Origin of the sequence: uncultured Sphingomonas sp., from assembly GCF_964235535.1 — a bacterium.
In the GTDB taxonomy this organism is placed as follows: Bacteria; Pseudomonadota; Alphaproteobacteria; order Sphingomonadales; family Sphingomonadaceae; genus Sphingomonas.
Genome location: NZ_CAXSBH010000017.1, coordinates 17,760 through 42,669, shown reverse-complemented (window position 1 = coordinate 42,669; position 24,910 = coordinate 17,760). Strand labels below are relative to the sequence as shown.

30 protein-coding genes are annotated in these 24,910 nt (G+C 69.4%); 18 read left to right on the top strand and 12 right to left on the bottom strand.

Features of this window, described 5'->3' with window-relative positions:
- Positions 1 to 502: 502 nt before the first annotated feature.
- Positions 503 to 1,261: a sulfite exporter TauE/SafE family protein gene (locus ACFE7F_RS07545; RefSeq protein WP_375403233.1), complete on the top strand. Its 759-nt coding sequence runs from the start codon at positions 503 to 505 to the stop codon at positions 1,259 to 1,261.
- An 11-nt stretch (positions 1,262 to 1,272) separates the two neighbouring features.
- Positions 1,273 to 2,532 carry a class I SAM-dependent methyltransferase gene (locus tag ACFE7F_RS07540; protein WP_375403232.1) on the top strand — a complete coding sequence of 420 codons (1,260 nt, stop codon included), beginning with the start codon at positions 1,273 to 1,275 and terminating at the stop codon, positions 2,530 to 2,532.
- A gap of 114 nt (positions 2,533 to 2,646) precedes the next feature.
- Here the strand turns inward: ACFE7F_RS07540 and ACFE7F_RS07535 are convergent, their stop codons facing one another.
- The 3 genes from ACFE7F_RS07535 to ACFE7F_RS07525 all read right to left on the bottom strand — a co-directional run bounded on the left by ACFE7F_RS07535 (position 2,647) and on the right by ACFE7F_RS07525 (position 3,901).
- Positions 2,647 to 3,030 carry a DUF1801 domain-containing protein gene (locus ACFE7F_RS07535; RefSeq protein WP_375403231.1) on the bottom strand — a complete coding sequence of 128 codons (384 nt, stop codon included), beginning with the start codon at positions 3,028 to 3,030 and terminating at the stop codon, positions 2,647 to 2,649.
- A gap of 45 nt (positions 3,031 to 3,075) precedes the next feature.
- Positions 3,076 to 3,438 carry a hypothetical protein gene (locus tag ACFE7F_RS07530; protein ID WP_375403230.1) on the bottom strand — a complete coding sequence of 121 codons (363 nt, stop codon included), beginning with the start codon at positions 3,436 to 3,438 and terminating at the stop codon, positions 3,076 to 3,078.
- Positions 3,439 to 3,520: 82 nt separating this feature from the next.
- Entirely contained in the window at positions 3,521 to 3,901 is a 381-nt protein-coding gene (locus ACFE7F_RS07525; protein ID WP_375403229.1) for a hypothetical protein, read from the bottom strand.
- Positions 3,902 to 4,003: 102 nt separating this feature from the next.
- On the opposite strand from ACFE7F_RS07525, the gene ACFE7F_RS07520 reads away from it, so the two are divergent.
- The 3 genes from ACFE7F_RS07520 to ACFE7F_RS07510 all read left to right on the top strand — a co-directional run bounded on the left by ACFE7F_RS07520 (position 4,004) and on the right by ACFE7F_RS07510 (position 8,558).
- A complete protein-coding gene (locus tag ACFE7F_RS07520) occupies positions 4,004 to 5,221 on the top strand; it encodes an argininosuccinate synthase (protein WP_375403228.1) in 1,218 nt (405 codons plus the stop codon).
- A gap of 70 nt (positions 5,222 to 5,291) precedes the next feature.
- The gene (locus ACFE7F_RS07515; RefSeq protein WP_375403227.1) at positions 5,292 to 6,899 is read left to right on the top strand and encodes a hypothetical protein; all 1,608 of its coding nucleotides are present in this window, start codon (positions 5,292 to 5,294) and stop codon (positions 6,897 to 6,899) included.
- 54 nt (positions 6,900 to 6,953) lie between these two features.
- Entirely contained in the window at positions 6,954 to 8,558 is a 1,605-nt protein-coding gene (locus ACFE7F_RS07510) for a hypothetical protein (RefSeq protein ID WP_375403226.1), read from the top strand.
- On the opposite strand, the gene ACFE7F_RS07505 is transcribed toward ACFE7F_RS07510, so the two are convergent.
- From ACFE7F_RS07505 to ACFE7F_RS07490, 4 genes are read right to left on the bottom strand one after another with little or no spacing between them, the layout of a single operon-like run.
- Complete coding sequence (locus ACFE7F_RS07505) at positions 8,533 to 9,666, bottom strand: GNAT family N-acetyltransferase (RefSeq protein ID WP_375403225.1); 1,134 nt, start codon at positions 9,664 to 9,666, stop codon at positions 8,533 to 8,535. The two genes, ACFE7F_RS07510 and ACFE7F_RS07505, sit on opposite strands and share 26 nt — an antisense overlap.
- A 43-nt stretch (positions 9,667 to 9,709) precedes the next feature.
- Positions 9,710 to 10,171, bottom strand: a complete 462-nt coding sequence (locus tag ACFE7F_RS07500) for a RidA family protein (protein WP_375403224.1) — start codon at positions 10,169 to 10,171, stop codon at positions 9,710 to 9,712.
- Positions 10,172 to 10,202: 31 nt separating this feature from the next.
- Positions 10,203 to 10,829 (bottom strand): HAD family hydrolase, encoded by a 627-nt coding sequence (locus ACFE7F_RS07495; protein ID WP_375403223.1) that lies wholly within the window; start codon positions 10,827 to 10,829, stop codon positions 10,203 to 10,205.
- On the bottom strand, positions 10,826 to 11,092 hold the full coding sequence (locus ACFE7F_RS07490; protein WP_375403222.1) for a DUF3572 domain-containing protein: 267 nt from the start codon (positions 11,090 to 11,092) through the stop codon (positions 10,826 to 10,828). The genes ACFE7F_RS07495 and ACFE7F_RS07490 overlap by 4 nt, the downstream gene beginning before the upstream one ends.
- Positions 11,093 to 11,127: 35 nt before the next feature.
- Between ACFE7F_RS07490 and ACFE7F_RS07485 the strand changes: the two genes are divergently transcribed.
- The gene (locus tag ACFE7F_RS07485; RefSeq protein WP_375403221.1) at positions 11,128 to 11,490 is read left to right on the top strand and encodes a response regulator; all 363 of its coding nucleotides are present in this window, start codon (positions 11,128 to 11,130) and stop codon (positions 11,488 to 11,490) included.
- Positions 11,491 to 11,593: 103 nt separating this feature from the next.
- Here the strand turns inward: ACFE7F_RS07485 and rpmG are convergent, their stop codons facing one another.
- Entirely contained in the window at positions 11,594 to 11,761 is a 168-nt protein-coding gene (gene rpmG / locus ACFE7F_RS07480) for a 50S ribosomal protein L33 (RefSeq protein ID WP_375403220.1), read from the bottom strand.
- Positions 11,762 to 11,937: 176 nt separating this feature from the next.
- Between rpmG and ACFE7F_RS07475 the strand changes: the two genes are divergently transcribed.
- The 3 genes from ACFE7F_RS07475 to ACFE7F_RS07465 are packed head-to-tail and all read left to right on the top strand — an operon-like array spanning position 11,938 to position 13,386.
- Positions 11,938 to 12,255 carry a hypothetical protein gene (locus ACFE7F_RS07475; protein ID WP_375403219.1) on the top strand — a complete coding sequence of 106 codons (318 nt, stop codon included), beginning with the start codon at positions 11,938 to 11,940 and terminating at the stop codon, positions 12,253 to 12,255.
- Positions 12,256 to 12,271: 16 nt separating this feature from the next.
- Positions 12,272 to 12,826 (top strand): TMEM165/GDT1 family protein, encoded by a 555-nt coding sequence (locus tag ACFE7F_RS07470; protein WP_375403218.1) that lies wholly within the window; start codon positions 12,272 to 12,274, stop codon positions 12,824 to 12,826.
- A 59-nt stretch (positions 12,827 to 12,885) separates the two neighbouring features.
- Positions 12,886 to 13,386: a Dps family protein gene (locus ACFE7F_RS07465; RefSeq protein WP_375403217.1), complete on the top strand. Its 501-nt coding sequence runs from the start codon at positions 12,886 to 12,888 to the stop codon at positions 13,384 to 13,386.
- Positions 13,387 to 13,488: 102 nt separating this feature from the next.
- Here ACFE7F_RS07465 and ACFE7F_RS07460 read toward each other — a convergent pair whose 3' ends face one another.
- The gene (locus tag ACFE7F_RS07460; protein WP_375403216.1) at positions 13,489 to 14,307 is read right to left on the bottom strand and encodes a metallophosphoesterase; all 819 of its coding nucleotides are present in this window, start codon (positions 14,305 to 14,307) and stop codon (positions 13,489 to 13,491) included.
- A gap of 49 nt (positions 14,308 to 14,356) precedes the next feature.
- Here ACFE7F_RS07460 and ACFE7F_RS07455 point away from each other — a divergent pair, with 49 nt between their 5' ends.
- Both ACFE7F_RS07455 and ACFE7F_RS07450 read left to right on the top strand, forming a co-directional pair.
- Positions 14,357 to 15,949 carry a cisplatin damage response ATP-dependent DNA ligase gene (locus ACFE7F_RS07455; protein ID WP_375403245.1) on the top strand — a complete coding sequence of 531 codons (1,593 nt, stop codon included), beginning with the start codon at positions 14,357 to 14,359 and terminating at the stop codon, positions 15,947 to 15,949.
- Between the two features lie 11 nt (positions 15,950 to 15,960).
- Positions 15,961 to 16,788, top strand: a complete 828-nt coding sequence (locus ACFE7F_RS07450) for a hypothetical protein (RefSeq protein ID WP_375403215.1) — start codon at positions 15,961 to 15,963, stop codon at positions 16,786 to 16,788.
- 126 nt (positions 16,789 to 16,914) lie between these two features.
- Here ACFE7F_RS07450 and ACFE7F_RS07445 read toward each other — a convergent pair whose 3' ends face one another.
- Positions 16,915 to 17,730, bottom strand: a complete 816-nt coding sequence (locus ACFE7F_RS07445; RefSeq protein WP_375403214.1) for a glutaminyl-peptide cyclotransferase — start codon at positions 17,728 to 17,730, stop codon at positions 16,915 to 16,917.
- Between the two features lie 123 nt (positions 17,731 to 17,853).
- Positions 17,854 to 18,738, bottom strand: coding sequence for a cold-shock protein (locus ACFE7F_RS07440; RefSeq protein WP_375403213.1), 885 nt, complete (start codon positions 18,736 to 18,738; stop codon positions 17,854 to 17,856).
- A gap of 254 nt (positions 18,739 to 18,992) precedes the next feature.
- On the opposite strand from ACFE7F_RS07440, the gene ACFE7F_RS07435 reads away from it, so the two are divergent.
- From ACFE7F_RS07435 to ACFE7F_RS07410, 6 genes are all read left to right on the top strand, one after another.
- A complete protein-coding gene (locus tag ACFE7F_RS07435; RefSeq protein ID WP_375403212.1) occupies positions 18,993 to 19,613 on the top strand; it encodes a ribonuclease D in 621 nt (206 codons plus the stop codon).
- Entirely contained in the window at positions 19,600 to 20,244 is a 645-nt protein-coding gene (gene lptC / locus ACFE7F_RS07430; protein ID WP_375403211.1) for an LPS export ABC transporter periplasmic protein LptC, read from the top strand. The genes ACFE7F_RS07435 and lptC overlap by 14 nt, the downstream gene beginning before the upstream one ends.
- Positions 20,245 to 20,249: 5 nt before the next feature.
- Positions 20,250 to 20,780, top strand: coding sequence for an LptA/OstA family protein (locus ACFE7F_RS07425; protein WP_375403210.1), 531 nt, complete (start codon positions 20,250 to 20,252; stop codon positions 20,778 to 20,780).
- Between the two features lie 112 nt (positions 20,781 to 20,892).
- Positions 20,893 to 21,675, top strand: a complete 783-nt coding sequence (gene lptB, locus ACFE7F_RS07420; RefSeq protein ID WP_375403209.1) for an LPS export ABC transporter ATP-binding protein — start codon at positions 20,893 to 20,895, stop codon at positions 21,673 to 21,675.
- A 21-nt stretch (positions 21,676 to 21,696) separates the two neighbouring features.
- Positions 21,697 to 23,193, top strand: coding sequence for an RNA polymerase factor sigma-54 (gene rpoN / locus ACFE7F_RS07415; protein ID WP_375403208.1), 1,497 nt, complete (start codon positions 21,697 to 21,699; stop codon positions 23,191 to 23,193).
- Between the two features lie 59 nt (positions 23,194 to 23,252).
- A complete protein-coding gene (locus ACFE7F_RS07410) occupies positions 23,253 to 23,639 on the top strand; it encodes a hypothetical protein (protein ID WP_375403207.1) in 387 nt (128 codons plus the stop codon).
- Positions 23,640 to 23,642: 3 nt separating this feature from the next.
- Here the strand turns inward: ACFE7F_RS07410 and ACFE7F_RS07405 are convergent, their stop codons facing one another.
- Positions 23,643 to 24,641: a ligase-associated DNA damage response exonuclease gene (locus tag ACFE7F_RS07405; protein ID WP_375403206.1), complete on the bottom strand. Its 999-nt coding sequence runs from the start codon at positions 24,639 to 24,641 to the stop codon at positions 23,643 to 23,645.
- A 91-nt stretch (positions 24,642 to 24,732) separates the two neighbouring features.
- Here ACFE7F_RS07405 and ACFE7F_RS07400 point away from each other — a divergent pair, with 91 nt between their 5' ends.
- Positions 24,733 to 24,909, top strand: coding sequence for a hypothetical protein (locus tag ACFE7F_RS07400; RefSeq protein WP_375403205.1), 177 nt, complete (start codon positions 24,733 to 24,735; stop codon positions 24,907 to 24,909).
- Position 24,910 lies beyond the last annotated feature (1 nt).

Below are 24,910 nucleotides of genomic sequence, written 5' to 3'. Positions count from 1 at the left end.
TTAGACCCGCGACGGCCAAGCAAACCTAGGAAAGTGTAGCCAAGCTTCTGGACTCCCGCGAAGAGCGCCGGGAAAACAAGATTTAGGACCACACATACTACGAGCGCGCCTACTCCATGCACGTTTTGGCCGCCGGAACTGACGGTGTTTGCGCCGAACATCGCCGAAACAGCTAAAAGCAAGAAGAGGGGCGCCATGCCGAGCGCGAGGCTCACGAAGCACTGCCTGAATGTTGGTGTGGCGCTCTGCATACTCATTCGTCCCCGCTGCGTCCGGCCCGTGCTGCCGAAAAACGCCGTTCGGGGCAAGGAGAACGGGATGTCTGCTCTCCACCCTAATCCGTCATGTCGGACTTGACCCGGCATCCCGCTTCTTCCTTTGCGCGAAGGTCAGCGGGATCCCGGGTCGAGCCCGGCGTGACGAGGTGGGTGGGACGGCTGGTCACTCCATTCGGCACCGCAATGCGAGTCGACAAGCGCGCCCGGACGCGGGAAAGAGCGCGGTGCCCAACCTCCTCCCCCTCGCCCTGCCCTTCGCCGCCGGGATCGTGGGCGGAGCGATGAACGCGCTCGCGGGGGGCGGCACCTTCGCGACGTTGCCCGCGCTGATCGCGCTCGGGTTGCCCGCCAACACCGCCAACGCGACGTCGAACGTCGCGCTGTTGCCCGGCGCGGCGGCGAGCGCCTGGACGTTCCGGGGGGAGCTGGGACCGCTGGGCGGGGTGTCGCTCGTCATGCTGGCGGGGCTCACATTCACGGGCGCGATCGCGGGGAGCCTGCTGCTGGTGTGGACGCCCACCGCGACCTTCGATCTCGTCATCCCCTGGCTGCTGCTGTTCGCGTTCCTGGTCATCGCATTCGGCAAGCAGGCGTCGGCGTGGCTGCATGAGCGCGTAGCGATCGGGCCGCGCTCGCTGATCGCCGCGCAGACGTTGCTGGGGGTGTATGGCGGGTATTTCGGCGGGGGCGTGGGGTTGATCACGACGGCGGTGTACGGGCTGCTCGCGGGGCTCGCGCCGCGCGCGCTGTTCGCGCCGCGCACGCTGATGCTGGGGATCGCCAATGCGGCGGCGGCCCTCGTGTTCGTGGGTTTCGGGATGGTGGCGTGGGCGGCGTGCCTGCCGATGCTGGCGGGGGCGGTGCTCGGCGGTTGGGCGGGAGCGCATCTGGGGCTGCGGCTGCCCGCTGGCGCGGTCCGGTCGTGGACGCTGCTGGTCACGGCGGTGACGACGGGCGTGTTCTTCTGGCGCGCCTACGGCTAGGCTTTACGCCCATGGCGCTCATCGATCGTTTCCTGGCGCGCGCGGTAAAGCGCGGGCGCCTCACCGTGATCCATCCGGGCGGCGACCGCGTCGTCTTCGGGCGGGCCGATCCCGAGCTCCCCGACGTGACGATCCGCTTCACCGACCGCGCGGCCGAGCGGCGGATCCTTGCCGATCCGGGGCTCGGCGCGGGCGAGATGTTCATGGCCGGGCGTATGACGATCGAACAGGGCGAGGTGTGGGACCTGGTCCGCATGTTGAAGGCGAGCAACGCCTGGGAGCGCGGGCGCAGCCAGATGAAGGGCGGCCGGACGACGCGCGCGCTCGACGCCGTCAGATACCGGCTCGATCGTTATAACTCGGCGCGGCGGTCTCGGCGCAACGTCGCGCATCATTACGACCTGTCGGCCGACTTCTACCGGCTCTTCCTCGACCCCGACCTTCAATATAGCTGCGCCTACTTCACCGATCCGGGAAACACGCTGGAACAGGCGCAGGCGGACAAGCAGGCGCACATCGCGGCCAAGCTGCTCCTCGAACCCGGGATGCGCGTGCTCGATATCGGATGCGGCTGGGGCGGGCTGGCGCTGTACCTGCACGCGAAGACGGGCGCCGAGGTGCTCGGCGTCACGCTATCCACCGAGCAGCTCGCGGTCGCGCGCGCCCGCGCCGAGGCGGCGGGGGTGGCGGACAAGGTGCGGTTCGAGTTGATCGACTACCGCGCGGTGGAGGGTCGGTTCGACCGGATCGTCTCGGTGGGCATGTTCGAGCATGTCGGCCCGCCCCAATACCGGGCGTTCTTCGCCAAATGCCGCGACCTGCTGAGCGAGGACGGCGTCATGCTGCTCCATACGATCGGGCGGATCGGCAAGCCCGGGGTGACCGACGCCTGGACCGCGAAGCACATCTTTCCGGGCGGCTACAACCCGGCGCTGTCGGAGATCGTGCGGGGGTATGAGGGCCTGCGCATGTTCCCGACCGACGTGGAGGTGCTCAGGCTGCATTACGCCTGGACGATCCGGCATTGGTACGAGCGCGCCGTCGCGGCGCGGGCGGCGATCGTGGCGATGTACGACGAGCCGTTCTACCGGATGTGGACCTTCTACCTGTCGGGCGCGGCGGCAGCGTTCGAGTTCGGGGGGATGTGCAACTATCAGCTGCAATTTTCGCGCTCGCGGCGCGCGGTGCCGGTGACGCGGGGTTATGTGGGGGTGGCGGAGGCGGGGCTGCGGGATGACGATCCCTCTCCCGCTTTTGCGGGAGAGGGATAGACGCGGCGTAGACGCGGCTAGGGTGAGGGGCGGGCCTGCGCGGCTAGAGGTCCGGCCCTCACCCTGGCGCTGACGCGCCTGTCCCTCTCCCGCGAAAGCGGGAGAGGGTTTGGGCTAGGCAGCGCTCGGCGGGTTGGCGTGGACGTAGGCGACGAGCGCCTCGAGCGCGGGGTGGTCGACATCCGCCAGCCGCTTCACGTACACGCAGCCCTTGCCGAGCTTCACCGGGCCGAGCCGGCGCAGGAGCGCGTCGTGGTCCGGCCCCTCACCGGGCAGATACAACGTCAGCGCGTCCTTGCGCGCGGCCAGGCCTACGCGGAAGGCCTCCCCCTCGCGTCCGCTCTCGTAGCGGTAACGGTACCGGCCGAAGCCGATCATCGATCCCCAGGCGACCGGAAGCTCGCCAGTGACCCGCGCCATCAGCTCGGCCGCGGCACGGGCGTCCGCAGCACGGGCGGGCGGAGCCTTGGCCAACAACGTCTCGACCTCGTCCGCCATCGCGTCCCCTCCCGCGCGCATCATCGCGCGGGAACGGCGCGGAGTCTAGCGCGCCGGGTTCTTCAGGAACGCTTCGGCGAAACCCCGTTCGCGTGGGCCCAGGCGGCCGTCGCGGTTGCGGTCGAAGCGGGTCCAGAACTCGTCGTTAACCGTCTGGGCCTCGTCGCGGGCGATCGAGTTCGATTTGTTCCCGTCCAGCCGGTTGAACCACATGTTGGTCAGGATGCGGCTGCGCCCGGTCGACAGCCGACCGTAATGACGGTTGACGGCCTGCGTCACCTCGCCGCGCGCGAGCACGCCGTCGCGGTTGAGGTCGGCGCGCGCGAACTCGGTCCGGACCCAGGCGCGCGAGGCGACACGCGTGGTCGGCGTCTGGGCGAGCGCCGCGGCCCCGGTGGCAAGCGCCAAGCCGAGAATAAGGAGGCGCGTGGGGAAAGCTGCTGGATGAGTCATGCCCGCCTGAACGGGCGGCTCCCGGCTTCGATCCCTCCTATCGCCCCTGCACGCCCGCCTTGGCCGCCGCACGCTCGCCGCCGCCGATGCGGCCATCGCGGTTCGCGTCGTAGCGCTGGAACACCGCCGCCAGCAGCCCCTGCGCCTCGGCCTCGGTCACGCGGCCGTTCTTGTCGAGGTCGGCGCGGCCGAACCACAGGTCGGTCAGGCGCTGGACGTTGACCGGATCGGGCTTCTTCGTGCCCGCGCGCATCCGGCCCAGGCGCGCGGCGATTTCCGGCTTGGTCCATGCGCCGTCCTTGTTCAGGTCGGTCGCGGCGAACTCGCGCGAGAAGCGGGCGGCGGCGGTGGCCTGGGTCTCCTGCGCCAGAGCTGGGACGGGCAGGACGATGAGGACGAGGGCAAGCAGTCGCGTCACGGGCGGGGACCTTTCACGGGAAAGGACGCGTTACCCGCCCCGGCTTGTACCCCAAATGAACGCCCGGTACGGGCGCGAATCCTCGCTTTCGAAGGACCAGTGGTGACCGATCCCGTGAATAAAGTGGTGCTCGCCTATTCGGGTGGGCTCGACACCAGCGTGATCCTGCGTTGGCTGCAGGACGAATACGGGTGCGAGGTCGTGACCTTCACCGCCGATCTGGGCCAGGGCGAGGAACTCGGGCCGGCGCGCGACAAGGCGTTGATGATGGGCGTGAAGCCCGAACACGTCTTCATCGACGACCTGCGCGAGGAATTCGTGCGCGACTACGTCTATCCGACGATCCGCGCCAACGCGCTCTATGAGGGGCTGTATCTGCTCGGCACCTCGATCGCCCGGCCGCTGATCGCCAAGCGCCAGATCGAGATCGCGCGCGAGGTTGGCGCGGACGCGGTGGCGCACGGCGCGACGGGCAAGGGCAACGACCAGGTCCGCTTCGAGCTCGGCTATTATGCGCTCCAGCCCGACATCCGCGTGATTGCGCCATGGCGGGAGTGGGACCTGACGAGCCGGTCCAAGCTGATCGAATATGCCGAGTCGCGTCAGATCCCGATCCCGCGCGACAAGCGGGGCGAGGCTCCCTTTTCGACCGACGCCAACCTGCTCCATACCTCGTCGGAGGGACTGGTGCTGGAGGATCCGTGGGACGAGGTGCCCGATTACGTCTATTCGCGTACGGTCGCGCCGGAGGACGCGCCGGATACGCCGGAAGTGATCACCGTCGATTTCGAGCGCGGCGACGCGGTGGCGGTGAACGGCGAGGGGCTGTCCCCCGCGTCGCTGCTCGCCAAGCTCAACGACCTCGGCCGCGCGCACGGGATCGGGCGGCTCGACCTGGTCGAGAACCGCTTCGTGGGGATGAAGTCGCGGGGCATGTATGAAACGCCGGGCGGCACGATCCTGCACGTCGCGCACCGCGCGATCGAGCAGCTGACGCTCGACCGGGGCGCGGCGCACCTGAAGGACGAGCTGATGCCGCGCTATGCCGAGCTGGTCTATAACGGCTTCTGGTTCTCGCCGGAGCGCGAGATGCTGCAGGCGGCGATCGATCACAGCCAGGCCAAGGTCGACGGGACGGTGCGGTTGAAGCTCTACAAGGGGGCTACGCATGTCGTCGGCCGCCGTTCGCCGCATTCGCTCTATTCGGAAAAGGTCGTGACGTTCGAGGACGACGGCGGCGCGTACGACCAGCGCGACGCGGCGGGGTTCATCAAGCTGAATGCGCTCCGGCTGCGCTTGCTGGGCCGACGCGATCGTTGATCGCGGCGTGGGGTTGCTGGGGCGGCGCGACCGGTGATCCGTTAACCGTCCCGGTGCTAGCTGGGACGGGATGGACCGGGACTGGAGGGCGGACGCCGCGCGGGCGGGCGGACTGGCGCTGGCGCTGGGCGCGGCCTGGACGGTACGCGACTGGTCGGCGCTGTCGGCGCTCAGGTTGCCCGACACCGACGACGCGATGCGGCTGGTGCAGGTCCGCGACTGGCTGGGTGGGCAGGGCTGGTCCGACCTGACGCAGCACCGGCTGGCGGGCGGGCTGCCGATGCATTGGACGCGGGCGGCCGATCTGGGTCCGGCGGGGTTGATCGTCGCGCTCGCGCCGGTGGTCGGCCGCCACGGCGCGGAGGTCGCGGCGGTGGTCGCCTGGCCGCTGATGCTGTTCGCCGCCGCGCTGTTCCTCATCCAGCGAACGGCGCGGATCGTCGCGGGCGCACCGGCGGCGGGGGTCGCGGCGGTGATCGCGGCGATCGCATATCCCGCGACCACGGTGTTCGCGCCGGGTCGGATCGACCATCATGGATTGCAGCTCGTACTGTTACTTGGATCGGTGCTCATGCTGCTCGGCCCGACGACGCTCGGGCGCGGCGCTGGGCAGGGCGTGCTCGGCGCGGCAAGCCTGGTCGTGGGTCTGGAGACCGCGCCGCTCATCGGGGTGCTCGGGCTCGTCGCGGTGGTCGAATGGGTGCGCGGGAACAAGACCGCCCAGCGCAGGCTGGGCGGACTCGCAGTCGGGGCGGGCGGCGGGCTGGTCGCCGCGCGCGCGGCGTTCGCGGCCGATGGGTGGACGATCGGATGGTGCGACGGGCTGACGCTGGAAGCTTGGCGAGCGACCGCGGCGATGGCGGGGGCGCTCGCGCTCCTCGCGCTCATTCCCGCGCGGGTCGGACCGGGCGCGCGGACCGGCCTCGTAGTCGCGGTGCTGGCGGGGGCGGGAGCGTTCGTCGCGTCGGTCGCCCCGCGCTGCCTGTCGCCCTATGGCGGGGTCGACCCGTACCTCGTGCGGGTCTGGCTGGCGCGCGTGGGTGAGGCGCGGTCGATCCTGACCGCGCCGCCGGGCACGAGCTTCGCCTATCTGGGGCTGGCGGCGGCGGGGCTGATCGCGGGCGGGTGGCGGCTGCGGCGCAAACCGACGCGTGGGTGGGCGGTGCTGGCGGCATTGCAGGCGGTCGCACTCGCGGTGGCCTGCGTCCAGCTGCGCGGGGCCTACCCGGCCGCGCTACTCGCCGCGCCCGCGCTGGCGGCGGTGGTCGTTGCCGCGCGCGGACGCGGCAGCTGGCGGCTGGCGGGCGCGTGGGCGGCATCGGCGGGAATGCTCTATCCGCTCGCGGCGGGCGCGGTTCCGGCCGCGTCGGATCCGCCGCCGGACGCGGTCACCTGTGAGCTGCCGCCCGCGCTCGCGCGCTTAGCACCCGGCCGGGTGCTGGCGCCGATCGATCTTGGCCCGCGCATCCTGCTCGAGACCCGGCATTCGGTGGTCGCCGCACCATATCACCGCAACAACGCCGGCAACCGCGCGCTGTTCATGGCGAGGAACGACCCGGCGGCGGCGCGAGTGGTATTCGGCGAATGGCGCATCGCCTATGTCGTCGCGTGCGACCCGGCATGGGCGCGCGCGGCCGGACTCCGCCGCTTGGACCGGGACCTGTACGCGCCGGGCTGACGCACCGATCGGCCCGCTTGTCGCGCCAAACCGGCGGGCCTAGGGCCGGGGCCGATGCAGGCGCAGCCCCCGACCGAACTCCACTGGTGGCAGACCCGCCTGTTCGTCGCATTGGCCGCGCTCGCCTCGACGATCCCGCTCTGGTGGCCCGACATCCCTCCGCTCGTCGATCTGCCCGGGCATATGGGCCGCTACCGCGTGCAGCTCGCGATCGGCGATCATCCGCATCTGGCGACCTGGTACGATTTCCGCTGGCAGGTGATCGGCAATCTGGGCGTCGATCTGTTGATCGAGCCGTTGGGCCGGCTGCTCGGGCTCGAACCGGCGGTCAAGCTGATCGTGCTGCTCATCCCCGCATTGACGGTGGCGGGGCTGCTCTGGATCGCGCGCGAGGTCCATGGGCGCGTGCCCGCGACCGCGCTGTTCGCGCTCCCGCTCGCCTACGGCTATCCGTTCCAGTTCGGGTTCGTGAATTTCGCGCTGTCGATGGCGGTGGCGCTCAACCTGTTCGCGCTGTGGCTGCGGCTCGCGCGGATGGGGCGGTTGCGGCTGCGCGCGGCGTTGTTCGTGCCCGCCTCGTGCCTGCTGTGGCTGTGCCACACCTTCGGCTGGGGGGTACTGGGCGTGCTCGCCTTCTCCGCCGAGCTGATCCGCCAGCACGACGCCGCCGCGGGCGAGCACGGGCTGACGCGCCGTTGGGCGCTACCCGCCGTACGCGCCGGGCTGGGCTGCCTGCCGCTCGCGCTGCCGATGGTGCTGATGGTATCCTGGCGGTCGAGCGACCACGTCACCGGCAAGACGGGCGACTGGTTCAATTGGCGCGGCAAGTTCTCCTACGTCGCCATGATCCTGCGCGACCAGTGGATGGCGTGGGACATCGCATCGGCGACGATCTTGTATTTTATCCTGTTTCGGGGAGTGCGGAACCAGCGGATCGAATATTCGCGCAATCTGCTGTTGTCGGCGCTGTTCCTGCTGCTGGTGTTCTTTCTACTGCCCCGCGTGGTGTTCGGCTCGGCCTATGCGGATATGCGGCTGATCCCGTTCGCGGTGGCGATCGCGCTGGTGGCGCTGCGACCGCGTCGCGGGGTGTCGGTGAAGGGATCGGCGACGTTGGCGGCGCTGGGCCTTGCCTTCTTCCTCGCGCGGCTGGGTGGCACGACCTGGAGCTACGCACTCTATGATCGCAGCTATGACCGGGCGTTGGCTGTGCTGCCGCGCGTGCCGATGGGGGCACGGCTGTTGACCTTCGTCGGGCGCACCTGCCGCGACGAGTGGGCCTATTCGCGGCTCGAGCACATTCCCGCGATGGCGCTGGTCCGCCGCCTCGCCTATTCGAACGACCAATGGTCGATGCCGGGCGGCCAGCTGCTGACGACCCGTTACTACGCATCGGGTCGATATTCCCATGACCCCAGCCAGATGGTGACCTACGTCCAATGCCGGCGCGAGCTGTGGCGACCGATCGGCCGCGCGCTGGCGGAGTTCCCGCGCGAGGCGTTCGATTACGTCTGGATCCTGCAACCGCCGCCTTACGACCCGGCGCTGCTCCGGGGACTGACGCCGATCTGGCGCGACGGGCGCAACCTGCTGCTGCGGGTGGACGCCAAAAGTGGACAAGGGCGCGCTCCGCCTATCCCGCCTTCCGGAACGGGGTGAACGCCTCCAGGTAATCGCGTTCCGCCGCGATGCCCGCGCGCTCGCGGCGGAGGAACTCGGCGACCGCCTCGCGGAAGTTCGGGTCGGGCAGATGATGCGCAGACCAGGTGGCCACGGGGGAATAACCGCGCGCCAGTTTGTGCTCGCCCTGCGCGCCCGCCTCGACGAACTGGAGTCCCCGCGCGATCGCGGCGTCGATCGCCTGATAGTAGCAGAGCTCGAAATGGAGGAACGGCACCTCCTCGGTCGCTCCCCAATAGCGACCATAGAGCGTATCCGCGCCGACCAGGTTGAGCGCCCCCGCGATCGGTCGCCCGTCCCGCTCGGCGAGGATCAGGAGCGTACGGTCGCCCATCCGCTCGCCGAGCAGCGAGAAGAAGGCGCGGGTCAGATAGGGTTGGCCCCATTTGCGTCGCCCGGTGTCCTGATAAAAGCGCCAGAACGCGTCCCAATGCGCCTCGGTCAGCTCGGCGCCGGTCAGATGGCGGATCGTCAGCCCCTCCACCGCGCCCGCGCGCTCCTTGCGGATCGCCTTGCGCTTGCGCGACGCCAGCGCGTTCAGGAAGTCGTCGAAGGTCGCGTAGCCGTCGTTCGCCCAGTGGAACTGGACGCCCTCGCGGATCAACCAGCCCGCCGCCTCGAACAGCGGCAGCTGTTCGGGTGTTACGAAGGTCGCATGCGCGGAGGACAGGCCGTGCTGCTCGACGACGGCCTCAACCCCGGCGATCAGCGCGGGCGCGTCCGCCGAGTCGCGCAGCAACAGACGCGGACCCGGCACCGGGCTGAAGGGCGCGGCGAGCTGAAGTTTGGGATAGTAACGCCCGCCCGCGCGCTCCCAGGCATCCGCCCAGCCGTGGTCGAACACGTACTCGCCCTGGCTGTGGCTCTTGGCGTAGGCGGGCGCGACTGCGCGTGTGGTTCCGCACGCACCCTCGATCACGATCGGCACGGCTTGCCAGCCCGATCGCCCGCCGACGCTCCGGGATTCCTCGAGGATCGAGAGGAAGGCGTGCGAGACGAACGGGTTACCCGTGCCGGCGCAGCCGTCCCAGTCCGCCGCAGGTATCTGGGCGACGCCGTCGACGATGCGGGCGGTGACGGCGGTCATGCGCCTACCGAGATAGGACGCGGGCGCGCCGCCTCCAACCCGCTCAGTTCAGCTGGATCACCGCGTCGACTTCGACCGCCGCGCCGAGCGGGAGGGCGGCGACGCCGACGGCGGCGCGGGCGTGACGGCCCGTCTCGCCGAACAAGGCCGCCATCAGCTCGGACGCGCCGTTGGCGACCTTGGGCTGATCGGTGAAGTCGGGGGTGGAGTTGACGAACACGCCCAGCTTCACGATCCGGCGCACCCGGTCGAATCCGCCCAGCGCCGCCTTTATCTGCGCGACGACCATCAGGCCGCAAAGGCGGGCGGCTTCCTGGCCGTCCTCGAGCGACATGGTCTCGCCCAGGCGACCGGTCACGACCTGGCTGTCCTGAAAGGGGAGCTGGCCCGACAGATACAGCATCCCGCCCGCCTCGACGGTCGGAACGTACGCGGCGACGGGCGCGGCCGCCGGGGGGAGAGTCAGGCCCAGCTTGGCCAGCTTCGCGTCGATGGAATCGGTCATGCGCGGCAGCTGCCCGGCCCCTGCTCAGTCGTCAAGTCGGGGCGGGCGACCCGGCTTCGAACCGCGCGGCGATCCAGGCCCGGGCGTCGCGCCAGTCGTCGATGCGCGCATGCGCGTGCGGGGCGGGCGCGATGTGCGGCGCAAGCTCGGGCTCCGACACCATGTGCAGTCGGTGGACGCCCGGCGCATGGGTCGCGACCGATTCGTGATGAACGGGCAGGTCGTCGACGAACACCGCGACGGTCGCGCCGTACTCGGCCACGAGCCTGGCGACGGGGCCGCCCTTGCCGCCCGAATTGCACTCTACACGCGCATCGATGCCGAATTTCGCGAGCTGGTCGCCGCGGGGGCCGCGGCACTCGTCGGCGATGTTGGTCAAGACGACGATGTCCGCCTGTTCGCTCAAAGCCGCGAGCGCTTCGGCGGCGTGGGGGACGAGCGTCTGGCGACCCATCTCGGCGGGAAAGAAGCCGCCTAGCAGTTCCCACGCCTTCTCCATCGCCGGGCGCTCGCCGGTGGATCGGTGGCGGAGCGTCCTGAACACCTCCGGATGACCGACGGTGAAGTCCATGTCGTGCGCCTCGCCCACCCAGTCGCCGAAATGACGGACCATGTGGAGCAGCACCTCGTCGCAGTCGCAGATCAGGAGAGGTCTCAACGATCGAGTTCCTCATGCGCCGCGACCAGCGCCTCGGGCGCGACCTCCAGCTCCTCCGCGCAAGCCATCAGGTCAGGCTGATGCGCCTCCAGAAAGCCCATGACCGCCGCCAGCACCGCGGGCTCGCCCGCGCGCTCGCGCAGGTCGCTCGGATCGAGGCCGGTCAAGTCGAGCAGGCGCTGTGCACGTTCGGGTTCGCCGAGCGTCCAGACCAGCGCCCGGAGCGCGAGGGCGGCGGCGTCGGGTGTATCTTGTCGGCGCAAATCGCTATATCCCGACCCGTGATGGGCTGCGCGATTTGACGAAGAAGGTGCTCGTTGTCGAGGACAACGAACTCAACCTCAAGCTGTTCTGCGACCTGCTCCGCGCGCATCACCATTCGGTCGAGCCCGTGCGGGACGGGCGCGAGGCGGTGGCGCGCGCGCGTGCCTTCGCACCCGACCTGATCGTGATGGACATCCAGATGCCGCACGTGACCGGATACGACTTGATCCTGGAGCTCAAGGCCGACGCAGAGCTCCGGTCGATCCCGGTGATGGCCGTCACCGCCTATGCGGGCCGCGACGACGAGGAGCGCATCCGCGCGGCGGGGGCGAACGCGTATGTGTCGAAACCGATCAGCCTGCAGCGGTTCATGAACGAGGTCGCGGCGCTGATGTAAGACGGGTTCGACGCGGCAAAGCCGCGTCGTCGGTCGTGGCTTGCGCCACGCCGGCCGGGCTTGGGCGAGTCTTGCGGCGGGGCGCCGCAAGCCGCCCTGCGCCTTACTTTATCTTCGCTTCCTTGAACTCGACATGCTTGCGCACGACGGGGTCGTACTTGCTGAAAGACAGCTTCTCCGTCTTGGTGCGCGGGTTCTTCTTGGTGACGTAGAAGAAGCCGGTGTCGGCGGTGCTGACGAGCTTGATCTTGATGGTGGTCGGCTTGGCCACGGGCCTTATCCTTCGACGATCCGGTGCGGAAATGAGTAAAGGCGGCGGACAGGCGCCCGCCGCTTCGATCGGCGGCGCGAATGACGCATCGCCGGCTCCAAGTCAATCGCGCCCGCCGGTAACGCGACCTTCATGCCGATGGTGCAGCCTCCGGACCGGGACGGGGAGGATGCATTATGGTGGGCACTGGACTGGACGCGGTGAGGGCCGACCTCACCCACCGCATCGCCGCGATCGATGGCCGCGCCGCGCGCTCCCAAACGCACGATCTCGTGGGCGAGCTGCACCAGGTACGTGCGATCGCGCACCGGGCGGGGCTCCATCCGGCGGTGACGGTAGCGCACCTGCTCGACCGCGCCCTGTCGCGCGGGGAGCATGGACCGCTCGTCCATGGCTGGCTGGGGATGCTCAGCGACGCGGTCGGGTGCGAGCGGAGCGACGATGCGGCGTGCGACATATTCGCGGCGGCCTGTGCAGTGCGCCTGGCGGGATGAGCATGTGGATGCGCTGATGGCGGCACTGGTCGCGGGCGCGTTGGCGCAAAGCGGCGACCGGACGCCGTGGCTGGCCGCGATCCTCACCGACCGGTATGCGCGGCCGGGGCTGGTGATCCTCGCCGCCGCGCTTGCCCTCCTATGCGCGAGCTCCCTCGCCTGCACGGGTGCATTGCTGCTGGAGGGTAGGCTGACGCCCGAAGCAGGGCGACTGTTCCTGGCGCTCGCGCTGCTGCTCCAGGGTGCGGGCGGGCTGATGCGCTCGGAGGGTCCCGATCGGCTGGCGGGATGGAAGCTGGGCGCGTTCGGGACGAGCTATGTCGGCTTGTTCATCCTGGCATTCGGCGACGGGCTGCAGTTCATCGTCCTAGCGGTCGCCGCGCGGGCGGCGCTGCCGTGGGCGGCGGCGATCGGCGCAACGATCGGATCGCTCGCGGTGATCGCCCCCGCCGCGCTGATCGGCGAGCGGGCCTGGACCGCCCTGCCCCAACTTGCCGCGCGGCGGGTCGCGGCGGTGCTGTTTCTCGCGACCGGTGCCGCACTCGCGCTTTCGGCGCTCCGGCTGCTCTGACGCGGGAGCCAATCGGCGCGCGCGTCGTTCCGCTTCCGAACCCCATTCCGGAGCATCCCATGGCCGACGCCGTTCCCCAGCAGCTCGACACGCCCACCGACCTGAACCGCAACGACACGCGCAGCGTGGCCGACGGGCTCAACCTCGTGCTGGCCGATTCGTTTGCGTTGTATCTCAAGACCAAGAACTATCATTGGCACGTGTCCGGCCCGCATTTCCGCGACTATCACCTGATGCTCGACGATCAGGCTACGCAAATCCTGGAGACCACAGACGTGATCGCCGAGCGCGTGCGCAAGACGGGCAACGTCACGCTCCGCTCGATCGGCGACATTCAGCGCCACCAGTCGATTCGCGACGACGATCGCGACTTCGTGCCGCCGCAGGAGATGCTGGCGAACCTGCGCGAGGACAATTTGAAGCTCGTCGAGGTCATCCGCGACGCCCGCGAGCGCGCAGAGGAGGCGCGCGATACGGCAACATCGTCGATCGCGGACGAGTGGATCGACCAGGCGGAGGAGAGGGCATGGTTCCTGTTCGAGGCGAGCCGGACGGCTTAAGCACAGCCTAAGCCTCCGAAACAGCGAGCCGAGCGGCCGGCCTCGGCACCTGTCGAGGACCGACGACGCGGGATTTACTCCCGCGTCACTCACCCGCAGCTACTAAGGTCCTAGCGTCAGCAGCCAGATGTCCGGCGGCGCGCCAATACGAAACGGGGTGGTCGCTCCTAGCCCGCCGGTGACGACGACGACCCGGCCCTCCCGCCTGATGATGCCGCAGCGGTATTTGGGATCGAACAATGGTCGATCGGGCGAGGTCATCATCACCAGCCTTACGCCGATAACGGGCAGCATGATCTGCCCGCAATGTGTATGGCCCGCCAGCACGAGCGTGCCCTTGGATGTTTGCGGCACGATGGCGGGCGAATGGGTTACGATCAGTCCGGGCCGCGTCATTTCGGCGAGTACCGCCGCGGTTCGGTCGTGACCGGTAAAGGCGTCACCTACGCCGCCGATCGTCAGCGGACCGCGCCTGGCGACTTGGTTCTCCAGCACGGTCACGCCTGCTTGCGCGAGCTGCGCGCGAACCATTTCGGGCGCGGTCCAGTGGTCGTGATTGCCGAGCACCGCGACCACGCCGTACCGGGCGCGCAGCCTGCTCAGGGGTGCGCCGAGCCGGGCCGCGGCCCGTGCGCCCGCAACTGGATCCTCGCCGCTGATGAAGTCGCCCGCCATCAGCACGAGGTCGGGGCGGAGCATGTTTACCTGCCCAACGATGCGTCTCAGCCGCCATTCGGGCATCGCCGGGCCGCCGATATGGATGTCGCTGAGCAGCGCGACCCGCATCGGCGGTGTGCTCTCCGGCCAGCCGAGCATGGCGATGGTCGCGCGGCGGACTACCGGGTCGCGCCGTGCCTCGGAAAACGCATAAACGACGATCGCCGTCAGGACCGCGAGCAGGAACAACATCAAGCGACGCATCCGTAACGAATAGCGGGAGCGCGGGCGCTTGCCTATGCGTTCGCCCGCCATGCACGCCTTCGCAGCCCTGCTCGATTCGCTTATCTACACCCGCTCGCGCAACGCCAAGCTCAAGCTCGTCGCCGACTATCTGCGTACGACGCCCGATCCCGACCGGGGTTGGGCGATGGCGGCGCTGACGGGCGATCTGGACCTGCCTGCGGTCAAACCCGCGCTGATCCGCGCCTTGATCGAGACGCGGATCGACCCCGTGCTGTTCCGCATGAGCCGCGACTTCGTGGGCGACACGGCGGAGACGGTGTCGCTGCTGTGGCCGGCGCCGGTGGTCCCGGTCGCCGCCGAGCCGCTCACGGTGTCGGGCGCGGTCGACCGATTGCGCCACCTGTCGCGCTCCGACGCGCCCGCCGAGCTGGCGCGCATGCTCGACCAGCTCGATCCGGAGGAGCGGTTCGCGCTATTAAAGATGGCGACGGGCGAGCTGCGCGCGGGGCTGTCCGCGCGGCTTGCCAAGACCGCGCTGGCGGATGCGTACGGGGTCGATGTCGATCTGGTCGAGGAGCTGTGGCACGGGCTCGACCCGCCCTATGCCTCGCTGTTCGATTGGGTCGAGGGACGCGGCGAGCGGCCGAGCCCCGTCGATGTGCCCACCTTCCGCCCCTTCATGCTAGCCCACGGGCTGGAGGACGCGCGCGTGTCGCTCGAGGAGTATGCGGCCGAGTGGAAGTGGGACGGCATCCGCGTCCAGATCGTCCATGTCGCGGGTCAGACCCGACTTTATAGCCGTACCGGCGACGACGTGACCGGATCGTTTCCCGACGTCGCCGCCGCCTTTTCGACGCCGGGCGTCGTCGATGGCGAGCTGATGGTGAAGGGCGAGCATCAGGGCGGGACGCTGGAGGATGGCGGGGGTGCGGCGAGCTTCAACGCGCTCCAGCAGCGGCTCGGGCGCAAGGTCGTGTCGGCCAAGATGCTGGCCGACTATCCCGCCTTCGTGCGCGTGTACGACCTGCTCGTCGACGGGACGGAGGACTTGCGAGTGCTGTCCTGGACCGATCGCCGCGCGCGGTTGGAGGCGTTCATGCCCGGGCTCGATCCCGACCGGTTCGATCTGAGCCAGGTGATCGAGGCGACCGACTTCACCGAACTGGAGGCGATCCGCGCGGGGACGCGCGATGCGGCGATCGAGGGGGTGATGCTGAAACGCCGCGACTCGCCCTACACCGGCGGCAGGCGCGCGGGGCTGTGGTACAAATGGAAGCGCGACCCGCTCACCGCCGACTGCGTGATCATGTACGCGCAGCGCGGGTCGGGGCGGCGGTCGAGCTATTACAGCGACTATACCTTCGGCTGCTGGACCGACGACGGCGAGCTCCAGCCCGTCGGCAAGGCCTATAGCGGCATCACCGACGAGGAGCTGCGCCAGCTCGACAAGTTCGTGCGCACCAACACGCTGAACCGCTTCGGCCCGGTGCGCGAGGTGGATAAAACGATGGTGCTGGAGATCGCGTTCGACTCGATCCACGGCTCGACGCGGCACAAATCGGGGGTGGCGATGCGCTTTCCGCGGATCGCCCGGATCAGGACGGATAAGCCGGCGGCGGAGGCGGACCGGGTCGAGACGCTGCGGCGGCTCGTCACCTAGCGGGCGACGCGATGTCCGCGCTCGCCGCGCTGCTCATGATCCTGTCGGGGTCGCTCCACGCGGTGGTCAACGCGCTCGTCAAAGGCGGGCGGGACAAGATGGCCGCGCGCGCCGCGACCGACGGGTCGAGCGCGGTCGTCATGCTCCCGCTCGTCGCCTTCGTGCCGCTGCCCAATGGCGCATGGACGTTGCTCGCGCTGAGCACGGTGGTTCACGCCGCCTATCTCTTCGCGCTCGTCCGCGCCTACGAGTCGGGCAACTTCTCCGCCGCCTATCCGGCGGTGCGCGGGGTCGCGCCCGTCGTGACCGCCGCGCTGTCGGTGGGGCTGATCGGCGAGCGGGTGAGCGCGGCCGACCTGATCGGCGTGGCGCTGATCGGCGGATCGATTTGCGCGCTCGTCGCGGGCCGCCATCTATCCGCCCGGACGCTGGGTTGGTGCGCGCTGACCGGGATCGCGGTCGCTGCCTATACGGTCGTCGACGCCGCCGGGGTGCGTGCGGCACCGACGCCCGCCAGCTACATCGTCTGGCTGTTCGCCGGCATGGGGCCGGTCGTCATCGCCACCTTCGCGGTCGCGACGTGCGGTCGCGTGTTCGACGGCATGCGGAACGCGTGGCGGCCGGGCGCGATCGCGGGCGCGCTCTCGATCGGCACCTACGGCGCGGCGCTCTACGCCTTTTCGCTCGGCCCTACCGCGCCGCTCGCGGCATTACGGGAAACGGGCATCGTGACTGCGATGTTGATTGCCGCATTCGTATTCGGCGAGCGTATCGGTCCGGCGCGAATGGTGACGGTGGCGGGCGTTTTGGCGGGCGCTGTGCTGATCCTGGTGGGCTGAGACGCAATGCATCCAATATGGATTTATTGTGTCTTCACACTCCTCGACCTTGGAACCGAGGGGGCCATCGAGCGTGACTCCACCAAACTCGCCGCACGACCGGTCAGCCTCCGTCCGCTTCCCGCCTTACCCGCGACGCGGCTCCAGCCGGATCTCGAACAGGGTCGGCCAGAGCTTGCCCGTGACGAACAGCCGCCGTTTGGCCGCGTCCCAGGCGATGCCGTTGGCCACCGCTTCGGGGTCGGCGACGTTCACCTCGCGGACGACCGCGGACAGGTCGATGAGCGCGGTCACGATGCCGGTCGCGGGGTCGATGCGGGCGATGTAGGGCGTGTGCCAGATGTTGGCGTAGACCGTGCCGCCGAACCATTCGAGCTCGTTCAGGTCGCGCAAGGGCCGCCCGCGCAGCGTCACGGTGACGCGGCGGCGCTCCGCGAAGGTCGTCGGGTCGAGGAAGCGGAGCGTCGGCGTGCCGTCCGATAGCACCAGCGAGCGTCCGTCGCCCGCCAAGCCCCAGCCCTCGCCGGGATAGCGGAACGAGCCTCTGCGTCCCAGCGTGCGCGCATCCCAGCGATGCGCGACGCCGTCGTGCCAGGTGAGGCTGATCAGCTCGTCCCCATACGCCGCCAACCCTTCGCCGAACTGCCCCGGCGGGATCGCCCCGCGCGCGAGCACTCGCCCGTCGGTAACGCGGACGCGCCGCACCTCCGACCGGCCTTCCCGTCCGGTGCTTTCATAGAGCGCGTCGCCTCGCCAGATCAGCCCTTGCGTGAAGGCGGTCGGATCGTGCGGGTGCCGGGCGACGATCGTCGCGGTCAGGACGGATACGGCAGGGGCCTGCGTCGCCTGGGGAGCGGGCCGCGTGGCCGCCGACGATCCGAGCGCGAGGAACGCGGGCACCCATAACAAGGCGCGAATGGAAGCGGTCGGCTTACGCTGCATGGCGGTTCGCCCATACACGGTCGAGTGCCGACCACGCGATAATTTCCGGTCGGCTCGAGATACGAGAAAGCCCGGTTCCGAGCTGACGGAACCGGGCTTCTTGGTCGTTTCGAGAGGTTCGGCCTACTGGCCGGACGAGAGGTTCACCGCCGCGTACTTGCCGCGACGGTCGACCTCGATCTCGAACTGGAGACGGTCGCCCTCGTTGAGCGCGGTCATGCCGGCGCGCTCGACGGCCGAGATATGCACGAACGCGTCGGGCTGGCCGTCATCGCGGCTGATGAAACCGAAACCCTTCATGGCGTTGAAGAACTTGACGGTGCCCGTCGCCTTTTCGCCGGTCAGCTGGCGCTGGGGCGCGCTACCCCGGTCGCCGCCGGGACCGCCCCGATCGCCGCCGCCGAAGCCGCCGCCACCGGCGCGCGGGGGGCCCGCATCGCGGTCGCGCGGCGGACCGCGGTCGGTGACGGCCATCGGCTCGCCGTCGATCTTGAGTTCGGTGGCCGAGATGCGCCCGCCGCGATCGACGAGGGTGAAGCCCATCGGCTGGCCCTCGGCCAGACCGGTCAACCCCGCCTGCTCGACCGCGGAGATATGGACGAACACGTCCTCGCCGCCGTCATCGCGGACCACGAAACCAAAGCCCTTTTGCGCGTTGAAGAACTTGACCACGCCCGTGCCCTCGCCGACGACCTGGGGCGGCATACCGCGACCGGCTCCACCGCCACCACCGCCGCCGCCGAATCCACCGCCGCCGCCACCGGAGAAGCCGCCTCCGCCGCCGCCGCGGAAACCTCCGCCACCCCCGCCGAAGCTGCTGCCGCCGCCGCCGCCGCCGCCATAGCTGCTGCCGCCACCAAAGCTGCTGCCGCCACCGCCGAAGCGATCGCCACCGCCGCCGAAGCTGCTGCCGCCGCCGCCGAACTCGCTATCGCCGCCGCCGAAGCCGTCCCGCTTGTCGCGTCCGCGCCCGCCACGGTTTCCGCGGCCACCCTTGTCGAAACTCATAACCCTGTTCGTCTTCCCGGTTCGCCCGTGACCCTGACCAACCTCGCGCCGGACGAACGCATGAGGGCGGCGCACGCAAAACTTTATGCGGTACTCGAAGGTTCCATAGCGGTTTCGTCAAGCCCGGGCGAACGAAATATTCGGTCCGCGGCGGCGGCTTCATCGCGGTCTTCGCACCGCCGTGGCCCGGGGAACACGGAAGCGCGTCACGGCGGCCATTGAGTGACGGTGCGCCGGTCGCTAGGGCCGGCGCAATGACCGTATACCTCCACGAAGAAGACCTCCCCGCCGGCCTGTTCGCCCCGGGCGCCGCGATCGCCGTCGACACCGAAACGATGGGCCTCCACACGCCGCGCGACCGGTTGTGCGTGGTCCAGCTGTCCGACGGCGGGCCCGACGAGCATCTGGTGAGGTTCGCGCCCGGCAGCGATTACGCCGCGCCCGAGCTCCGCGCGGTCCTGGGCGACCCGGCGCGCGTCAAGCTCTATCATTTCGCGCGCTTCGATCTGGCTGCGATCCGCCATTATCTCGGGGTCGTGGCCGCCCCCGTCTATTGCACCAAGATCGCGTCGCGGCTGGTGCGCACCTATACCGACCGGCACGGCCTCAAGGAGATCGTGCGCGAGCTGCTCGGCGTCGAGCTGTCCAAGCAGCAGCAATCCTCCGACTGGGGCAACCCGCAATTGAGCGACGCGCAAAGGGAGTATGCCGCATCCGACGTGCGGTATCTCCACCGGTTGCGGGACGAGCTCGACCGTCGCCTGCACCGCGAGGGCCGCGCGGAGCTGGCCCGCGGGTGCTTCGACTTCCTCCCCCACCGCGCCGATCTCGATCTGGCGGGCTGGCCTGAAGTCGACGTCTTTGCGCACATCTGACTCCGCGGTCGCCGACCGGTCCCGGCGACAGCGCCGTGCCGCGCCGGGCGGCTCGCGCGACCGCGTGATCAAGGGCCTGCGCATCATACTGCCCGTGAGCATAGGCGTGCTCGCCGCGTTCCTGGTCATGGCGCCGCTGACCGCGTCGGGCGACGTGTCGTTCGTGCTCGACAAGAACAAGGTGGAGGTCGCGCGCGAGCGGCTGCGGATCCGATCCGCGCGCTACCGCGGCCAGGACGCGCGGGGCCGCGCCTTCACGCTCGATGCGGGTAGCGCGGTGCAGCGGAGCTCGGCGGAGCCGGTGGTCGAGCTGAACGCGCTGGCCGCCCGGCTCGAGCTGCCGGAGGGCCCGGCGACGCTGCGCGCGAACCAGGGCCGCTACGACATGGCGGCCGACCAGGTACGCATCCAGGGACCGGTCGCGTTTCGCGCCGCCGACGGCTACCGGCTCGACACCAGCGATGCGGTCGCCGATTTGGCCGCGCGTCGGCTGACCGGCACCGGCGCGGTCACCGGGCGCACGCCGCAGGGGAATTTTTCCGCAGACACGATGCGCGCCGATCTCGAGTCGCGCGTCGTCCGATTGGAGGGTAACGCCCGCTTGCGGATCGATCGGCAAGGGGCGAAGTAAGCTCGATGCGCGCGCTCCTTCCCCTCGCCCTCCTGCTCCTGGCGGGATCGGCCGTGGCGCAGGTCCGCCACAACTCCAACGCGCCGATCGACTTCTCCGCGCGCGTCATCGAGCTGCAGGACCGCGCCAATCGCGGCGTGCTGTCGGGCGACGTCGTCGTGAAACAAGCGGACATGACGCTGAATGCGGGCCGGATGACGGTCGCCTATACGGGCCAGGTGCTCGACGGCAGCCCCCAAGTGTCGCGCCTGGATGCGAGCGGGGGCGTGACGGTGCGCCGCCCCGATCAGACCGCGCGGTCATCCTATGCCGTGTACGACCTCAACCGCCGGATCATCACCATGCTGGGCGCCGTGACGCTGAATCAGGGGGCGAACACCGTCAATGGCGGGCGGCTGACGATCAACCTCGATACGGGCCGCGCGGTGATCGACGGGTCGTCGGTCGGATCGGGTGGGGCAGCGACGACGCCGCCGGACGGGATCGTGCGGACGCCGGGCCGCGTCACGGGCACCTTCTCCGTCCCGAAGCGCTGAATACCTACTCCGTCGCGTCGCTTTACCGTAGCTAGGCGATCAGGCAGGTTCCGTGCCAATCGCCGGCATGGTAACGTATCGTCAACCAGCCGAGCCGAGAAGCGAGCCCATCATGGACGCCCTGACCTCCACCGCCACCCTCGACCGCGCGGACGCTTCGGGCTCGAGCGGCGCGAACGGATTGGAGGTCGTCTCGATCGCCAAATCCTACGACAAGCGCGTGGTCCTGAGCGACGTGTCGGTGTCGATCGCGCGCGGCGAGGTCGTCGGGCTGCTCGGCCCCAACGGCGCAGGCAAGACCACCTGCTTCTATTCGGTCATGGGGTTGGTGAAGCCCGATTCCGGGCGCATCATGCTGAACGGCGAGGACATCACCGGCCTGCCGATGTATCGCCGCGCGATCCTCGGGCTCGGCTACCTGCCGCAGGAGACCTCGATCTTCCGCGGGCTTTCCGTCGAAAAGAACATCCTCTCCGTCCTCGAGCTCGCCGAGCCCGACCGGGACGCGCGCGCCGCCAAGCTCGACAAGCTGCTCGACGAATTCGGCCTGACCAAGCTCCGCGGAGCCGCCGCGATGGCGCTGTCGGGCGGCGAGCGCCGCCGTGCGGAGATCGCCCGCGCGCTCGCCGCCGATCCGTCGATCATCCTGCTCGACGAGCCGTTCGCGGGCATCGACCCGATCTCGATCGCCGACATCCGCGATCTGGTCTGCCAGCTGAAGGGGCGCGGGATCGGCGTACTCATCACCGACCACAATGTCCGCGAGACGCTCGACATCGTCGACCGCGCCTACATCATCTACGACGGCCGCGTCCTGTTCTCAGGGTCGCCCACCGACCTCGTGGCGGATGCCAACGTACGCCGGCTGTATCTTGGCGAAGGCTTCTCGCTTTAACGTCATGAGCCCTCTCTCGTCATGAGTTTGGCCCCACGCCTCGATCTGCGGCAGTCGCAGTCGCTGGTGATGACGCCGCAGCTCCAGCAGGCGATCAAGCTGCTGGCGCTGTCCAACCTGGAGATCGAGGCGTTCATCGCCGAGGAGGTCGAGAAGAATCCGCTGCTGGAGGCTGGTGCGTCGGGAGGGGACGCATCCGACGTCTCGGAAGCGCCGCGGACGTCGGACCCGTTCGGGCCGGCCGGGGACGGCCCGGCGGTGGAGCCGACCGAGCCGCCCCTCGATCTGGACTACGCCACCGAGTCGCACCAGCAGGACTCCGTCGCGGACGGCGGTTTCGGCCTGGACGGCGCGCTCGGCCTGAACGGCTCCGGCGGCTCGGCCGGTAGCGAGGACGGCCTCGACCTCGACGCTTTCGCCTCCGCCGCCTCCAGCCTCGCCGACCATCTCCTCGCTCAGATCGGCCCGCTGCTGGCGGGCGTCGACCTGCTGATCGCGCAGCATCTGATCGATCAGATCGACGAGTGCGGCTATCTGACCGTACCTTTGCGCGACATCGCCGACCGGTTGTCCGTACCGCTCGCGCGCGTCGAGCGTGCGCTCGACGTGATCCACACGCTCGACCCGACGGGCGTAGGCGCGCGCGACTTGGCCGAATGTATCGTCCTTCAGGCGAGGGAAGCGGACCGGTACGACCCCGCCATGGCCAGGCTGATCGATCATCTCGAGCTGCTCGCGCGCGGCGATCTCGGGCGGCTGAAGCGCATCTGCCGTGTCGATGACGAGGACATGGCCGACATGATCCGCGAATTGCGCGGCTACGATCCCAAACCCGGCTGCCGCCATGGCGGCGAGCCGTCGCTGAGCGTCACCCCCGACCTGTTCGTCGCGCGCACCGGGACGGGCAAGGAGGGGGGCTGGGCGATCGAGCTGAACACCGCCACCCTGCCGCGCGTCCTCGTCAACCGCGCCTATTATTCCGAACTCAGCCGCAACCGCCAAGACAAGGCGTCGAAGGCCTGGCTCACCGACTGCCTGCAAGGGGCGAACTGGCTGACCAAGGCGCTCGACCAGCGCCAGCGCACCATCCTCAAGGTCGCGACCGAGATCGTCCGCGCGCAGGAAGGCTTCTTCCTGCGCGGCGTGGCGCATCTGAAACCGCTTACCCTAGCCCGCGTCGCCGACGCGATCGGGATGCACGAATCGACGGTCAGCCGCGTCACCTCGAACAAGTACCTGTCCTGCGCGCGCGGCATGTTCGAGCTGAAATACTTCTTCACCAGCGGCATCGCTTCGGTAGCTGGTGGCGAGGGCGCATCGGCGCAGGCGGTCAAAAGCGCGATCCGCCGGCTGGTCGCGGCCGAAGGAGCGGCCGTGCTATCCGACGACACGCTCGTCGAGCTGCTCCGGGCGGAAGGCTTCGACCTCGCGAGGCGGACGGTCGCCAAGTACCGCGAGGCGATCGGCATCGGCAGCTCGGTCCAGCGCCGCCGCCAGCGGGCATTGATCGGGGCATGACAAGCGTCGCAACCTGCCATTAGCCGATTTTTCAGGTATCCCACGTTACGTCCGGCTGCATGGACGCAAGCTTTTCGATCACCGCCGACCCGGCCCGCGACTTGATCGTGATGCGACTGTCCGGCTTCTTCACCCCGGCCGATCTGGCGCGTTTGGTCGCCGAACGTCAGCGCGTCTATGCGACGCTACATTGCGGCCCCAACCAGCATCGGACGCTGTCCGACACCAGCCGGATCAGCATCCAGTCGCAGGACATGGTCGCCCGGTTCGGCGCGATGCTTGCCGATCCGGCCTATCGCTCGCGCCGCTTGGCCTTGATCACAGCCTCCAGCCTCGCCCGCATGCAACTCCAGCGTGCCGTCGGTAAGCGCGATGCCAGGGTCTTCACCGACGAGCGCGAGGCGATGACGTGGCTGTTCGCCGACGAGGCGAGCGCGGCGGCCTGAAGCTTACTCGTCCTCGTCCTCCATGCCCACCAGATGCAGCGCGCGGGCGCGGATCTGGCGGGTCATGCACCAATGGACCAGCGCGTCCTCGCGGCCATGCGTGACCCACACCTCCTTCGGGGAGATCTCGAGGAGCGTCTCGGTCAGCTCGTCCCAGTCGGCATGGTCGGACAGGATGATCGGCAGTTCGACATTCTTTTGCCGGGCGCGCTGGCGCACCCGCATCCACCCGGACGCCATCGCGGTGATCGGGTCGGGCAGTCGCCGGGTCCACCGGTCGTTGAGCGCGGAAGGTGGGCACATCACCACATGCCCCGCCATCTCCGCCTTCGCGGTGTCGGTCGCGGGGCGCAGCTCGCCCAACTCGACCCCGTGCGCGCGGTAAAGCTCACACAGCCGCACGAGCGCGCCGTGCAGGAAGATCGGCTTGGCGTGCCCGCGCGCGCGCAGCTCGGCGATTACGCGCTGCGCCTTGCCGAGTGCGTAGGCCCCGACCAGCACGCACCGGTCGGGATTTGCGTGGAGCCGGGCTAGGAGCTTGTCCATCTCGTCGCCCGTATCGGGGTGGCGGAACACGGGCAGCCCGAACGTCGCCTCCGTCACGAACACGTCGCAGGCGACCGGCTGGAACGGAGCGCAGGTCGGGTCGGGGCGACGCTTGTAATCGCCGGACACGACGATCCGCTCGCCCCGGTAGTCCATCACGATCTGCGCGGAGCCGAGCACATGGCCGGCGGGGACATAGCCGATCTCGACCTCCCCCATCCGGATCGTCTCGCCGTAGGCGACCGGACGCTCCTGCTGCGGGCCGTAGCGCGCCTCCATGATGGCGAGCGTCTCCGGGGTCGCCCACACCGCGCCGTGCCCGCCGCGCGCGTGATCGGCATGGCCGTGCGTCACCAGCGCGCGGGCCTGCGGCGTCGACGGGTCGATCCACGCATCGGCGGGAAGCACATGGATGCCGTGAGGATGGGGCTGGAGCCAGTCGCCGAGTTTCGCCATGGGAGGCAATACGCTCGGGAGGTACGCGCGGGGCCGGGATCATTTGTCCCCGCCGCGTCGTTATCGGGCATTGGTCAGCCAGGAGTGTCGTATGGGTTTCGCGGGTGGTTTGTGGGGCGTGATGATCGGCGGGGGTATCATCCTGCTCGGGCTCGTGATCGCCTGGGCGATGCGCAACAACAAGACGTCACGCCGAACCCTCGAACGCACCGAGCAGGCGACCAAGGACCTGTATGACGGCGACCCGGTGGATCGCACCAAGCGCTGAC

Coding starts and splice junctions, on each gene's coding strand:
- ACFE7F_RS07535 (WP_375403231.1), bottom strand. CDS start 3,030: ATGGCGGACGAGGTCGAGACGTTGTTGGCCAAGGCTCCGCCCGCCCGT.
- ACFE7F_RS07460 (WP_375403216.1), bottom strand. CDS start 14,307: ATGCGTCGCTTGATGTTGTTCCTGCTCGCGGTCCTGACGGCGATCGTC.
- ACFE7F_RS07405 (WP_375403206.1), bottom strand. CDS start 24,641: ATGGCGAAACTCGGCGACTGGCTCCAGCCCCATCCTCACGGCATCCAT.
- ACFE7F_RS07505 (WP_375403225.1), bottom strand. CDS start 9,666: ATGACCGCCGTCACCGCCCGCATCGTCGACGGCGTCGCCCAGATACCT.
- ACFE7F_RS07475 (WP_375403219.1), top strand. CDS start 11,938: ATGGTGGGCACTGGACTGGACGCGGTGAGGGCCGACCTCACCCACCGC.
- ACFE7F_RS07445 (WP_375403214.1), bottom strand. CDS start 17,730: ATGCAGCGTAAGCCGACCGCTTCCATTCGCGCCTTGTTATGGGTGCCC.
- ACFE7F_RS07465 (WP_375403217.1), top strand. CDS start 12,886: ATGGCCGACGCCGTTCCCCAGCAGCTCGACACGCCCACCGACCTGAAC.
- ACFE7F_RS07440 (WP_375403213.1), bottom strand. CDS start 18,738: ATGAGTTTCGACAAGGGTGGCCGCGGAAACCGTGGCGGGCGCGGACGC.
- rpoN (WP_375403208.1), top strand. CDS start 21,697: ATGAGTTTGGCCCCACGCCTCGATCTGCGGCAGTCGCAGTCGCTGGTG.
- ACFE7F_RS07540 (WP_375403232.1), top strand. CDS start 1,273: ATGGCGCTCATCGATCGTTTCCTGGCGCGCGCGGTAAAGCGCGGGCGC.
- ACFE7F_RS07500 (WP_375403224.1), bottom strand. CDS start 10,171: ATGACCGATTCCATCGACGCGAAGCTGGCCAAGCTGGGCCTGACTCTC.
- ACFE7F_RS07425 (WP_375403210.1), top strand. CDS start 20,250: ATGCGCGCGCTCCTTCCCCTCGCCCTCCTGCTCCTGGCGGGATCGGCC.
- ACFE7F_RS07455 (WP_375403245.1), top strand. CDS start 14,357: ATGCACGCCTTCGCAGCCCTGCTCGATTCGCTTATCTACACCCGCTCG.
- ACFE7F_RS07515 (WP_375403227.1), top strand. CDS start 5,292: ATGGACCGGGACTGGAGGGCGGACGCCGCGCGGGCGGGCGGACTGGCG.
- lptB (WP_375403209.1), top strand. CDS start 20,893: ATGGACGCCCTGACCTCCACCGCCACCCTCGACCGCGCGGACGCTTCG.
- ACFE7F_RS07450 (WP_375403215.1), top strand. CDS start 15,961: ATGTCCGCGCTCGCCGCGCTGCTCATGATCCTGTCGGGGTCGCTCCAC.
- ACFE7F_RS07510 (WP_375403226.1), top strand. CDS start 6,954: ATGCAGGCGCAGCCCCCGACCGAACTCCACTGGTGGCAGACCCGCCTG.
- ACFE7F_RS07410 (WP_375403207.1), top strand. CDS start 23,253: ATGGACGCAAGCTTTTCGATCACCGCCGACCCGGCCCGCGACTTGATC.
- ACFE7F_RS07470 (WP_375403218.1), top strand. CDS start 12,272: ATGGCGGCACTGGTCGCGGGCGCGTTGGCGCAAAGCGGCGACCGGACG.
- ACFE7F_RS07435 (WP_375403212.1), top strand. CDS start 18,993: ATGACCGTATACCTCCACGAAGAAGACCTCCCCGCCGGCCTGTTCGCC.
- ACFE7F_RS07400 (WP_375403205.1), top strand. CDS start 24,733: ATGGGTTTCGCGGGTGGTTTGTGGGGCGTGATGATCGGCGGGGGTATC.